Source organism: Sporosarcina aquimarina, assembly GCF_019748715.1.
Taxonomy (GTDB): domain Bacteria; phylum Bacillota; class Bacilli; order Bacillales_A; family Planococcaceae; genus Sporosarcina; species Sporosarcina newyorkensis.
In genome coordinates this window covers 238750-250935 of the sequence record NZ_JACLBZ010000012.1, presented here as the reverse complement: position 1 = coordinate 250935, position 12186 = coordinate 238750, and the positions used below count along the sequence as shown (strand labels likewise).

Here is a 12186-nt window from a genome sequence, read left to right as displayed (position 1 = left end):
CCGGGATTTCCGCTCCAGACGGTACGCTTTCCGGGGGGCGTGGCCTTGAGTCTCCTCGTCCGCTTCGCTTCCTGTGGGGTCTCACCATATGCGCTACATCCCGCAGGAAAAGCCGTGACGAAGAAAGGCTTTTGCGAGCATAAGCGAAGCGTTGGGAGCATATCTTTGCCTTTCGCCCTGCCCTCCGCTCCAATCCCAATTTATTGTTTACAAGGCAGTTTGTTAGCAATTTACATTCTTAAAAATCCCAAATTATGAATTAAGCACTGGGTTTCTATGCTTCAAAATTGAACATAGTAAAACTATCTGTATTCGGGGCCAAGACAACTGTCCTACCGTACAAAATGTAGGATTTGCCCGGAAAGCGTCCCTGCCTGGAGGGCGAATCCCTAACCGCACACTAAGTAACCCACACCTTTTTGTGTTTTTTGCGATTGTTCGTCTTTCATTATGACCAAATTAGTTTTGTCCCGGTCCCATTTTTCGTCAGTACGGTAATTACTTAATAAATCAAGATAAACAGCAGAGGGACCAGAACGGTATTCCAAGCTCTTCCGATGATGTAGGGTAGGATGCTGATGCCAGCACCTTTTGCCAGCGTCATGACTTGTATATGGATGCTTAGACCGTTAATTGAAATGATGGCAGCTATGAGCATCGGATACATTGCGTCACCGCTAAAATGTTCCGTGGCGGATTGAACACCAGAAGTCATTTCAAAGACCGCTAATAATAAGGTTTTCGAAATACCCATATCGATAGGGAAAACACTCGAGACTAAATGCGATAGGACATTTCCCAATGAAGAAAAGAAAATCACTGTGGTGGCTACCAACAAAATGACTGAAGAGCTATCTTTAATTGAACCTAGCAGAGGAGATGTCTTTTGATCGCGTTCAACAGGTGGCTGCGGCACTGTCTTCACCCGTTGTTTCCTCAAAAACACTAGCAGTACAAGGAAGAACATAATATTAGCCAAATGTATGGCGATAAGCAGTTTCCAGCCGCTCGCTACGCTGCCGAAAAGTTCATTCCCAACAAATCCGATTATAAACATCGGTCCAGGCGCATGACAGGCCGCGAGCAGCAAACTGCTTTCGGTTGTAGAAATTTCACCGTTCTTCTTCATTTCGCTGACTGTCACAGCACCAACCGGAAAACCTCCGAAAGAACCGAGTACATACGCTTTTATGTATCTGCTCCATTGACTCGAAGGAAGATGATTGCTGGGCATTTTCAATAGCCATTGCGTTAAAATGATATAGGGCAGCAAGTAGGGCAGCAGGGCATGGACAAATAATTGAGCACCTGAAACAGCGCCTTCGTGTGCAATATCGGGCTGGATAATGAAGAGGATGATCAAAGCCCAAATGACCGTAACATTTATCATAGGCAATTGTGGCGGATAGGAAAATGGCTATTCAAATCTCTCTCTCCTTCCTATATTTTGAACTACAATGAAATCTACCGTAATATATATGTTGTATTCGTACAGGCTATTAATGGAGGTGTGCTTTTATGAAGATGCGTAAGTGGGGGATATTGGCTGTAGTCCTTGTCCTCGTAGCGGTTCTGGCCTTATATCCATTAGATATGTATATTTCCCGGCCGGGAGGCGCTTATAATTTGGAGCCGCTTGTAGAAGTGGCGGGAGGAGATTCAGACGATCGCGGGACTTTTAGTCTTATGACCATCGCAATTGGGAAAGCAACGCCTATTACTTACGCGTTTTCTTTTGTGTCAGATAAAATGAAACTGATGCCTGCCACGAAAGTGAGAAGGCATGGGGAAAGCGACGAAGAATACTCTGTGCGGCAAAAAAAATTAATGACAGACTCCAAAATACATGCGATTTCTGTCGCGTTTGATAAAACGGGACTGCCGATGGAACGGATTTTTAAAGGTGTGTATGTTGCTGGAGTGATTCCGAACGGGGCCGCTGACGAAAAATTGCAAATCGGTGATTTGATTGGGTCAATTGATAAAAAAAAGCTGTCTTCTGCTGAACAATTTATGGATGAAATTAGCGCCAAAGAAGAAGGAGCCGAAATAAGCCTTCAAGTAAAGCGTGGTGACCAGGAGTTGACAATTCCTCTGCAATTAAAAAAACTCCCAGGAACTGATCAACGCATAGGTCTCGGCATTCAATTCGAAGAACAGATTGAGCTCCAGACAGAACCGAAAGTGGATATCTTTACAGAAGATATCGGTGGTCCTTCGGCAGGATTGATGTTCACGCTAGAGCTAATGAACCGCTTGTTGGATGAAGATTTGACGAAAGGTTATAATATTGCTGGAACAGGAGAAATGTTGGAAGACGGATCGGTTGGGCGAATCGGTGGAATCGACTTTAAAGTGATTGCGGCAGATCGCCAGGACATCGAGATTTTCTTTGCACCTGACGATGACCTGCCTGAAGAAGTTAAGAAGAAAAATCCACAGTTGGTGTCCAATTATGAAGAAGCAAAAGCGACTGCAGAAAAAATTGGTACCAAAATGAAAATCGTACCCGTAAAAACAGTGGATGATGCGCTGCGCTATTTAGAACAGTTAGAAGAAAAGTAAAAGGGCGTTAGACAAAAATCGGCGGCGTCCTATAATCCTGTCCGAGTGTAGGGGCAGGTGATTGGATGCCGGACATGTAAATATCCGTACTTTTTACATCCATCAGCAAAGAAGGGTCGGACAGCGAAGCCACTCTGCTGACAAGGGGTAATGGCAGTTGTTTCTTTATGGAACGTAAATAGCATCGTCCTGACTCTGTCATGCCGAGCAATCGGATATAAGAGGGATCTGTGATTTGCTCGCGTGTAGCTTTCCGATAACCTGTTAAAATATGAACGAGCATTCGTTGGATGCTCGTCCATGTGTAACGTTTGGATTTGACAGCTTGCATAAACCCTTGAAAAGTGGTCTGTTCTTTTGCTGCGCGAAAAAATGAAAATTCAATGCCTTCTCTAATGTCCGCGATTTCTGTAAGCCGTTCTGGCTCCTCGCGAAGAATGCTATAACGCAGAAGAGGATAAAGCGCATCCCAACTTTGAAAACCATTCAGATCTTCCCAGTTTTTCAATAGACGATAGCTTGTTGGCGGCATAAAAGGTTGCACGTCTTCAGCCGATTCGTTTGTGAAAATGGACTTCCGGATGCTTGTCGCACTCGCTACGGAGTCGGCAGGCAAGGCGGGATCATGGTAATGCGTTCCTATTCGCTCGATTGTCAGCGGAATCATGGAAGAGTGGATGTCATTTGCTGCTTGCATATAATGAAATCCTAAAATGTTATTTGGTTCGGATAAATCGGCTAAGTCGATCGATGTATCATGGGATATGGCTTCATAGCCTTTTCGCAATGCGTTCGGATAGCTTATCCCTTCTCTCATCGCTTCTTTTATCGCACTTTCGTAAAGTTGCTGCTGTGTAGAAATTAAAGTGAGACTGTTCGTAAAAGGTGCAATGGATCCTTCCTCGCTGCCAAAACAAAAATAACTGCAATAAAGCGCGTCAAGAAGTTGGATGGCACCTTTGGCGAACTGAGGAGCATGAGCAGTAGCAAATGCATACGGCAGTTCGATGACAAGATCAGCTCCACCGGCAAGTGCCATCCTTGTCCGCGTCCATTTGTCCACTATGGCAGGTTCTCCACGTTGCAGAAAGTTTCCGCTCATGACGGCAATAATGGTGTCGGCGTCTGTTTGTCTTTTTGCCTCTTGCAAATGGAAAAGATGGCCATTATGAAATGGATTATATTCGACTACAATTCCAGTAGCTATCAATGTAATCATCCTTTCTGCTTGTGTATAGTGAATTATAACGTTAAGCTTGATGAAGTGACAAGAAAATATCTTGACATCCATTATTTAAAATACTATAATCAACATTGTTGTCTTGAGGTGATAGACATGAAATGGTCCATTCATCAATTACGGAAACATAGGCAAGGCCCGCTACTGCTTGACGAAGCAGTAAATTTAGATTCCGTCAAAAAGCGGAATGAAGAAATTAGGGCAATTCAGCCTGTTCGAGTAAGCGGAACATGTTCAATTGGTGAGAAAAAGTTAACATGCCAGCTCCGGCTAGAAGGTTCGATGATTTTGCCTTGTGCACGTACGTGGGAAGATGTCGATTATCCTTTCTCCATTGAATCGATAGAACAATTCAGTTGGGATCAGGAAACGCTTTTGACAGATGATGAAATTCATCCTGTTGAAGGAGAAATAATCGATTTTACGCCTGTATTGGAAGAACTCATTTTGCTTGAAATCCCGTTACAAGTATTTTGCAAATCAGCAGAAGATGTGCAGCAGGCAGAAGGCAAAGGATGGTCCTATACAACCGATGAAGAATTGGAAGCGAAACGGCAAGAAGAAGCAGAAGAAAAAGTAGATCCTCGTTTAGCGGGATTGGCTAATTTTTTTGAAACCGATAAAGAGTAAACCCTTATAAGGAGGTGCCCCCCAATGGCAGTACCAAAAAGAAGAACTTCTAAAACGAAGAAAAATATGCGTCGAACTCATTTCAAAATTGAAGCGCCAGGTATGACTACTTGCGAAAACTGTGGCGAAATGAAATTGGCACACCACGTTTGCAAATCATGCGGACACTACAAAGGAAAAGACGTTGTAGGCGAATAATTTAGATTCTACACAGCGAATAGAAGACTGCCCTGAGACCATGGCTCAGAGCAGTCTTTTTTGTTTTTCTTAAAAATGGTATGCTAAGTGGAAAAGGGGGAATTGTTTTGTCTTTTTCATTTGAAATCGAACCAACCATAAATGGGGAGTCCATTGCGTATTTTCGTATCATGAGACCTGAAATGAGAAATGCGGTTAACTATGACGTTATGTCAGGTTTGGAAGAATTCTTGGATCGGATTGAGGACGACCCGGAAATTTCATTTGCAGTCATTTCTGGTGAAGGCAATTTGGCGTTTTGTTCGGGGGGCGACCTAAGTGATTTTCACGGCTTCCAAACAGCGGAGGATGCTTGGCCGATGTTAAGCAGAGGAGCTAAAATTCTCTATCGTATTGCGACATTGCCGATGCCGACGATTGCCTTAATAAATGGAGCAGCAGTTGGCGGTGGCTGTGAGCTTGCCACGGCTTGCGATTATCGTCTGGTTGCCTCCCATGCGAAGGCAGGTTTCATTCAAGGTACTTTGGCAATTACTTCGGGCTGGGGCGGAGCTACATTATTGTTCGAGAAGAATAGCCCTCATGATCAACTTCTTCAGTTGACAAGCAGAGCGAGTGTTCATTCGGCAGATAAGTTGAAAGAACTCGGATGGGCTACGGAGGTCTATAATGGAGATGCTGATGCGGCTTTGGATCAATTTTTAGCACCTATGCTAAAAGTGCATCGCAATGTACATCGTGCATATAAATCTATCGCGACAAGAAAATGGCAGGCGAATAATTTGAGAGAAGCGATGCAAGAAGAAGCGCGTGTCTGTTCTGTGCTTTGGGAAAGTGACGCGCATCATGAGGCAGTTCAAAGGTTCTTGACTAAAAATAAGTAAAGTTTGACAACCGAAAAACATACACTGTTGGGGCACTATCTATTTACTTGTAAACGATTTCATAAATAAGTTACACTAAATGGAATAAGCCTTATGCAACAACCATCTCGACAAATAGAATACGAGGAGTGATTGTATGCAAGAAGTGAAAGCTGCTATGGCAGGCACGATTTTTTCGATTGAGATAAAAGTGGGAGATGTTGTAACGAGAGGACAAGTCGTTTTGATCATGGAATCTATGAAAATGGAAATCCCTTTGGAAGCGGAAGTTGACGGCACCGTTACCGCAATTAACGGGAATGAAGGCGATTTTGTAAACGAAGATGATGTGTTGGTGACAATCCAATCTTGACGGAAGGTGGGGAGTTTATTGACAAACAATTCGACAGAGACAGCTTATAATGCAAAATTGAAGGAAAAGGCCAACCGAGTCTTTACTGGCGGAGCCGAAAAATATCACAATAAACTTGAATCGCAAGGAAAATTATTTGTCAGAGACCGCCTTCGCTTGCTGTTTGATGAGGGGAAATATGCGGAAGATGGCAAGTTTGCCAATTGTGAAGCAGTCGACCTTCCAGCAGACGGAGTCGTGACAGCGACAGGTAAGATAAATGGGCAGACAGTCTGTGTCATGGCCAATGACTCCACTGTAAAAGCAGGTTCGTGGGGAGCACGGACGGTTGAAAAAATCATACGCATTCAGGAAACTGCTGAGAAACTACGGGTTCCGCTGCTGTATTTAGTGGATTCTGCCGGCGCCAGGATTACAGACCAGTTGGATATGTTTCCGAACCGCCGAGGGGCAGGACGGATCTTTCACAATCAAGTTCGCCTATCGGGTATGATTCCGCAAGTGTGTATTTTATTTGGACCATCGGCTGCTGGCGGTGCGTATATTCCCGCATTCTGTGATATTGTCATCATGGTTGAGGGAAATGCGTCGATGTATTTAGGGTCGCCTCGGATGGCAGAAAAGGTCATCGGAGAAAAAGTGTCGCTTGAAGAGATGGGCGGCGCGCACATGCACTGTTCAGTCAGTGGATGCGGGGATGTCTTGGTTGAAAGTGAAGAACAAGCGATCGTTGAAGCCCGGAGATATCTATCCTACTTCCCGGCACATTACGAAGCCCCTGCCAGGGCAGCGAAGCCTGGAGAAATAAAGGAAGGACGTTCACTGGAAGAAATTATCCCTGAAAATCAAAACGCACCATTCGATATGTATGAAGCGATCGATCGATTGGTTGATGAAAATAGCTTGTTTGAAATTAAAGAGCTGTTTGCCGCGGAAGTGATTACGACACTCGCCCGGCTTGACGGTCGTCCGGTCGGAATTATCGCGAATCAGCCAAAAGTAAAAGGCGGCGTATTGTTTGTTGATTCGGCAGATAAAGTGACCAAGTTCATCACGCTTTGCGATGCATTCTCCATTCCGCTGCTTTTCTTAGCGGATGTCCCTGGCTTTATGATCGGAACGAAAGTCGAGCGGCAAGGAATTATTCGCCACGGTGCCAAGCTCATCATGGCGATGAGCTCCGCAACCGTTCCCAAAATTTCTGTGATAGTACGTAAAGCGTACGGAGCAGGCTTATACGCGATGGCAGGTCCTGCCTTTGAGCCAGATGTCTGTATCGCGCTGCCGACTGCCCAAATAGCTGTCATGGGCCCTGAGGCGGCTGTCAACGCGGTGTATTCCAATAAAATCGAAGCGATCACCGACCCGAAAGAAAAAATTGTATTCATTAAAGAAAAACAGCAGGAATATAAACAGGAAATCAATATTTATAAAATGGCTTCTGAAATGATCATCGATGAAATCGTTGCGCCGCATAAACTTCGAGAAGTACTAGCGGATAGGTTTGCATATTATGAAACGAAAGAAATCGTTCGTCCCCCGAGAAAACATCCCGTTTATCCTGTATAATAGAGTCAATCGAGAGAGGCGCCTTTGATGGGTCTCTCTTTTCAAGGAGGAAAAATATGCGGTTTGTAGTAGTAGGTGCAGGCTCCATAGGGTTATTGATCGGCTCTTATTTGGCGCAAAATAAAGCAGACGTGACATTTTGGGTGCGGCGGGAAACGCAGGCAACCCAGCTGAAGCAAGGCTTGATTCGATTGGATGGTTCTAAAGCGCGCACCCGTTTTGAAGTGGCTGCCGTGACCAATATGGAAGATCTTCCGCTAGACGCCTTATGGATTATTGCAGTGAAATATGATGCATTGCAAGAGGTATTGCCGGCTATCAGCAGCCTGCCGCGACAGCCGGATTTGCTATTTATCCAAAATGGTATTGGTCATTTGTCGCTCGTCGATCAATTTGAACTTGGCCATGTTTCCTTCGCCACAGTAGAACACGGGGCAGGAAGAGTGGACGATCGAACGGTTCTTCATAATGGGATCGGTCCGATCACGATCGCCGTGGATGAAAAAAATGAACAGACAATCAAGTGGCTGGAAAAAATTGATCCACAGTGTTTTCCTATACAAATACAAGAAAATGCCGAGAAATTGCTGCTCAGAAAAGTGTTGATCAACTGTGCGATTAATCCGCTGACTGCGATCTTGCAAGTGAGGAATGGACAGTTGACGGAAAACTTTCATTTCTATCAGCTTTTTCGTCATCTGTGCGAGGAATTACTCACCAATTTTCCGGAGATGGAAGATATGTTGACATTTGAGGACATCGCATTGGTCTGTCAAAGGACAGCCAATAATCAATCCTCTATGCTAGTGGATCGAATAAAAGGAAATGCGATGGAGATTGAAACGATTGTTACAGCAGTTTTACATAAAATTGAACAAAGGAAAGGGCACGCCCCAATCTTGAAAAATCTTGAAATGATGCTGCTCGGTATTAATGGGAGTGAAGAAAGCTAATGCTGCAAAACATACTTGGCGGACTTTTGTTATTTCCGTTTCTCATATTAATCGTCTGTTTGATACTTTCAAAAAAAATAGGCGTATCGCCGTCGAGACGATTCGGTTTTGCTGTTGATTGGACTACACCATTTTTAGGCGTTTCAGTGACAGTGCTCATACATACGATTTGGGACCAGTGGCTTGGGTTCTATGTAGCAGGAACCGTCTGTATTTTGGCTATTTTATTTTCTATTGTTGAGCGTTTACAGATGAAAGAATTTCGGACGTTTCTTGTACTCCGCAAGACATGGCGAGTCTACTTTCTGCTTTTGACATGTGTATATATTCTCTTGCTCGGGATAGGGATTGCATTGCAAATCATACAATATGCCAATTGATCAACATCTCTTCAGGCGTATCTATTCAACCTGTCTGAGTGAGATGATATACTTGCGTTAGTATTTGACATAAAGGAGTTTATGAGATGGAACTGGACACAATGGAATTGCCAAGAAAAAACAAATTAATGGAAGCTTATCAACATGATCCTCAATTTTCTCATAGATTTTTCGATTATGAACTGTCGGCTGCTGGATATGAAGCCAGAGCACAGGAGCTGATGCAACGTTCTTTCCAAAGGGCCGAGCTTGCAGCTGTGATCGAACAATATATGCAGCCGCACGGAATTTCCCCGCTGGCAGCGCAGCATATTAAAGAGCTTTCTTCAGACGCATTCGTAGTGATCGGCGGTCAGCAGGCAGGGATTTTAACAGGACCTTTATATTCTGTACATAAAGCGGTTTCGGTCATTTTAATGGCTCGTCAGCAAAGAGAACTTCTTCAGAAACCTGTTGTGCCCGTTTTTTGGATTGCAGGAGAAGATCATGATATTAATGAAATCAATCATACATATACCGCGAACCTAGGGAAGGCGGTGAAGCGGCAATTCAAACAGCCGACCGTGCTGAAAACCATGGCTTCAGATACCGTGTATGACCAGAAAGAACTGACTGCGTTTATCAAAAAAATCTTCAAAAGCTATGGAGAAACAGCTTACACGCATGATTTATTGGAGAACGTACTGCGAACTGTGGAGGAACAGCAGACGTATACCGGATTCTTTACTTCGCTAATGAACGAGTTGTTCACTCAGCATGGTTTGTTATTTCTTGATGCTGCCTACAAACCGCTTCGTCAGTTGGAGTCAAAGTACTTCTCGCAAATGATTGAGAATGCGGATAAAATGGCTTCAACCATTTATTCGGCAGAGCAGGACCTGCATGCCATGGGTCATAAAAAGCCGATCGAATCCGAAGCGCAGGATGCGAACCTGTTTTACGTGCATGAAACAGGCCGTGTGCTGCTGAAAAGAAAAGCGGGGAAATTCGTTAATGAGCAGACGGGTCTGTCTTTTTCAGAGGAAGAGATGCATGAAATCGCAGCCGAGCAACCTTGGTTGTTAAGCAATAATGTGGCAACACGGCCACTCATGCAGGATCTCGTGTTTCCGGTTCTGGCTTTTGTCGGAGGGCCGGGGGAAATTGCGTACTGGTCATTATTGCGTGAGGCTTTCCATACGCTGGGGATCCGTATGCCCGTTATCGTCCCAAGATTATCCATCACATTAATTACGAGAAAAACGCAAGAAGCTTTGAAACAGACAGGTTTAACAATCAATGAAGTACTTGATGGTCAACTTCCTTGGCGCCAAGAACGATGGATGAATGAGCAGCGGGATGAACAGTTCGACTCACTTCTTGAGGAGTCAAAGAAACTGCTCGAATTGCAGTATGAGAAGATGCAATCCCATTTATTGAAAACGGATCCAGGGCTGCTGCCTGTAGTGAAGAAAAATCTCCAGTTCCATCAGAGTCAATTTGATTACCTTCAAAAGACGAAAGAGCAGTCCATCTTACGGAAACATCATGTGCAATATGAGCGCTACCAGACGCTTAGTGAACAGCTCTTCTCGGAAGGTTCTTTGCAGGAACGCTTGTATTCACCTTACTTTTTCATCAATCAATATGGGGAAGGATTCATCGATCAATTACTGAAACAGCCTTATCAATTCGATGGTTCTCACCAATTGGTTTATCTCTGATCTACTAATAGCGTGCCTATATATTTAAATGCCCAGCTAACTCTCCAAGAATTAGCTGGGCTTCTTAATCATGCCTGTTTGTTAGTGAATTCATAAAACATCCTTTGAAGTTATTATTAGCAACTCTAATCGACTGATTTTTCACTCAAGATTTGTTAGAATATAAATAATAACTAGAAAGGAAGGGATTAGAGATGACACATCAAGACAGAACTAAGATCAAAATAGACAAGGATAAAGAGATGCGGACAAAGGAAATATCAAAAATGATCAGTGAAGGTGGTTTAGGAGCCGAAAAGTATTATGATATTAAGAAAAAATCTTCAGCAACAGAGAAAGAAAGAGAGGCGAGTGAAAAACCGGAAAAAAGTAAAGAAGACCACTAGAGGTTTGCTCATTTTTAGGTTTTTTTAAAAAAACCATGCATCATTATCACCTTAAAAGCAAAGTGATTATTTCGACAAACAGAGGTTGGGACAAAAGGGTTCCAAACGATTAAAAAACCGAACGATTACAAAACATTCGATCATAGTTTTGTAATCGTTCGGTTTTTTCTAATGCAAAAGTATTGCAGACTTGGAGCCGCCTATGGAATTTCCGCTGCGGGAAAATCCTAACCGCACGCTAAGTAACCCGAACTTTATTGTGTTTTTTGCGATCGTTTGTCTTTCATTATGAACAAATTAGTTTTATCTTAGCCCTGTTTGTTTATCTAAATGCTACATAATACGGATATAAAACTACAACCCGCACAAACTGTAGTGCACGGCATAAACCTGTCTATCCAATTGAATGGTTGGCTGATTGCAAGATATCTGCACATCCATCCATCTACCTTCTTCAAAGTTACACTTCATCCTTTCCCATAGCACATTTCATGACCCTATCTGTAAGTTAATTCAGCACACATCATATACCTCAATAAGAAAATATGGTCTTCCAAAATTCGTTAAGGTTCCCCCTTCGACGGAGAGATCGACAGTGACTGACAAGTTGTAGGTCAAAAGTCACTTTAGGAGCTTCAGACTTTCAGGAGAGCTTTTTACCGGAGCTTGAAAAATTTTGAATGGATGTACGCTGAACTGAAATTGATTAATAAACTCGCAGAACATGCGGAAAAACATGAATACATAGCGAGAAAACGCGCAAACCAATAACTAAAGAAGTACTATTGACACATTTTATTAATTATGCAAAGAAAAATAGCCAAGTGGGTGGAGGAAAGTGGGGGGATGTGGTACATTATTTCATATAGTGGGGTGAAGGGTATGTTCATGGGGGAATATCAACATACGATTGATATGAAAGGCCGTTTAATCGTTCCTTCTAAATTTCGGGAACAGTTAGCAGAAGGCTTTATTTTGACCCGCGGACTAGACAATTGTCTATTCGGATACCCACTGGATGAATGGCAACGACTCGAAGAGAAGTTGAAAGCGTTGCCGGTTACGAAAAAAGATGCCCGAGCATTCACTCGTTTTTTCTTCTCAGGGGCCGCTGAAGTAGGGCTTGATAAGCAAGGTAGAGTAAATATTCCTGCCAACTTGCTGGAGTTTGCTAAGATTGAAAAGGATTGTATGGTCATCGGCGTATCAAGCCGAATCGAGATTTGGTCTACAGAACTTTGGGAAGCGTACTACGAGGAATCAGAGGAATCATTTAACGACATTGCAGAAAACCTTATTGATTTTGATTTTTGAAAGCAGGCGTTG

Annotated in this window: 13 protein-coding genes; 11 read left to right on the top strand and 2 right to left on the bottom strand. The window is 43.4% G+C overall.

Annotation, left to right across the window (positions count from 1 at the left end):
* Positions 1-502: 502 nt before the first annotated feature.
* Positions 503-1390, bottom strand: coding sequence for a hypothetical protein (locus H7J92_RS07050; RefSeq protein ID WP_139365994.1), 888 nt, complete (start codon positions 1388-1390; stop codon positions 503-505).
* Positions 1391-1518: 128 nt separating this feature from the next.
* On the opposite strand from H7J92_RS07050, the gene H7J92_RS07045 reads away from it, so the two are divergent.
* On the top strand, positions 1519-2565 hold the full coding sequence (locus H7J92_RS07045; RefSeq protein ID WP_221836190.1) for a SepM family pheromone-processing serine protease: 1047 nt from the start codon (positions 1519-1521) through the stop codon (positions 2563-2565).
* 7 nt (positions 2566-2572) lie between these two features.
* On the opposite strand, the gene H7J92_RS07040 is transcribed toward H7J92_RS07045, so the two are convergent.
* Positions 2573-3784 carry a nucleotidyltransferase gene (locus H7J92_RS07040; protein ID WP_221836186.1) on the bottom strand — a complete coding sequence of 404 codons (1212 nt, stop codon included), beginning with the start codon at positions 3782-3784 and terminating at the stop codon, positions 2573-2575.
* A gap of 117 nt (positions 3785-3901) precedes the next feature.
* Here H7J92_RS07040 and H7J92_RS07035 point away from each other — a divergent pair, with 117 nt between their 5' ends.
* The 10 genes from H7J92_RS07035 to mraZ all read left to right on the top strand — a co-directional run bounded on the left by H7J92_RS07035 (position 3902) and on the right by mraZ (position 12174).
* Complete coding sequence (locus tag H7J92_RS07035) at positions 3902-4435, top strand: YceD family protein (protein WP_078817822.1); 534 nt, start codon at positions 3902-3904, stop codon at positions 4433-4435.
* A 24-nt stretch (positions 4436-4459) separates the two neighbouring features.
* Positions 4460-4633, top strand: coding sequence for a 50S ribosomal protein L32 (gene rpmF, locus H7J92_RS07030; RefSeq protein ID WP_009765612.1), 174 nt, complete (start codon positions 4460-4462; stop codon positions 4631-4633).
* Positions 4634-4713: 80 nt separating this feature from the next.
* The gene (locus H7J92_RS07025; RefSeq protein WP_078817821.1) at positions 4714-5517 is read left to right on the top strand and encodes an enoyl-CoA hydratase/isomerase family protein; all 804 of its coding nucleotides are present in this window, start codon (positions 4714-4716) and stop codon (positions 5515-5517) included.
* Between the two features lie 136 nt (positions 5518-5653).
* Entirely contained in the window at positions 5654-5869 is a 216-nt protein-coding gene (locus H7J92_RS07020; RefSeq protein WP_009765610.1) for a biotin/lipoyl-containing protein, read from the top strand.
* 57 nt (positions 5870-5926) lie between these two features.
* The gene (locus H7J92_RS07015) at positions 5927-7438 is read left to right on the top strand and encodes an acyl-CoA carboxylase subunit beta (protein WP_425516854.1); all 1512 of its coding nucleotides are present in this window, start codon (positions 5927-5929) and stop codon (positions 7436-7438) included.
* Between the two features lie 56 nt (positions 7439-7494).
* Positions 7495-8391, top strand: a complete 897-nt coding sequence (locus H7J92_RS07010) for a ketopantoate reductase family protein (protein ID WP_221836183.1) — start codon at positions 7495-7497, stop codon at positions 8389-8391.
* Positions 8391-8771, top strand: a complete 381-nt coding sequence (locus tag H7J92_RS07005) for a DUF3397 family protein (RefSeq protein WP_221836182.1) — start codon at positions 8391-8393, stop codon at positions 8769-8771. The genes H7J92_RS07010 and H7J92_RS07005 overlap by 1 nt, the downstream gene beginning before the upstream one ends.
* An 86-nt stretch (positions 8772-8857) precedes the next feature.
* Positions 8858-10474, top strand: a complete 1617-nt coding sequence (gene bshC, locus H7J92_RS07000) for a bacillithiol biosynthesis cysteine-adding enzyme BshC (protein ID WP_221836181.1) — start codon at positions 8858-8860, stop codon at positions 10472-10474.
* A 194-nt stretch (positions 10475-10668) separates the two neighbouring features.
* Positions 10669-10860, top strand: coding sequence for a hypothetical protein (locus H7J92_RS06995; protein WP_221836180.1), 192 nt, complete (start codon positions 10669-10671; stop codon positions 10858-10860).
* Between the two features lie 882 nt (positions 10861-11742).
* A complete protein-coding gene (gene mraZ, locus H7J92_RS06990; protein ID WP_040758850.1) occupies positions 11743-12174 on the top strand; it encodes a division/cell wall cluster transcriptional repressor MraZ in 432 nt (143 codons plus the stop codon).
* Positions 12175-12186 lie beyond the last annotated feature (12 nt).

Bases quoted from the DNA above. Each gene is read 5' to 3' on its own strand.
- H7J92_RS07050 (WP_139365994.1), bottom strand. From the start codon at position 1,390: ATGATAAATGTTACGGTCATTTGGGCTTTGATCATCCTCTTCATTATC.
- H7J92_RS07035 (WP_078817822.1), top strand. From the start codon at position 3,902: ATGAAATGGTCCATTCATCAATTACGGAAACATAGGCAAGGCCCGCTA.
- rpmF (WP_009765612.1), top strand. From the start codon at position 4,460: ATGGCAGTACCAAAAAGAAGAACTTCTAAAACGAAGAAAAATATGCGT.
- bshC (WP_221836181.1), top strand. From the start codon at position 8,858: ATGGAACTGGACACAATGGAATTGCCAAGAAAAAACAAATTAATGGAA.
- mraZ (WP_040758850.1), top strand. From the start codon at position 11,743: ATGTTCATGGGGGAATATCAACATACGATTGATATGAAAGGCCGTTTA.
- H7J92_RS07045 (WP_221836190.1), top strand. From the start codon at position 1,519: ATGAAGATGCGTAAGTGGGGGATATTGGCTGTAGTCCTTGTCCTCGTA.
- H7J92_RS07005 (WP_221836182.1), top strand. From the start codon at position 8,391: ATGCTGCAAAACATACTTGGCGGACTTTTGTTATTTCCGTTTCTCATA.
- H7J92_RS07040 (WP_221836186.1), bottom strand. From the start codon at position 3,784: ATGATTACATTGATAGCTACTGGAATTGTAGTCGAATATAATCCATTT.
- H7J92_RS06995 (WP_221836180.1), top strand. From the start codon at position 10,669: ATGACACATCAAGACAGAACTAAGATCAAAATAGACAAGGATAAAGAG.
- H7J92_RS07010 (WP_221836183.1), top strand. From the start codon at position 7,495: ATGCGGTTTGTAGTAGTAGGTGCAGGCTCCATAGGGTTATTGATCGGC.
- H7J92_RS07020 (WP_009765610.1), top strand. From the start codon at position 5,654: ATGCAAGAAGTGAAAGCTGCTATGGCAGGCACGATTTTTTCGATTGAG.
- H7J92_RS07025 (WP_078817821.1), top strand. From the start codon at position 4,714: ATGCTAAGTGGAAAAGGGGGAATTGTTTTGTCTTTTTCATTTGAAATC.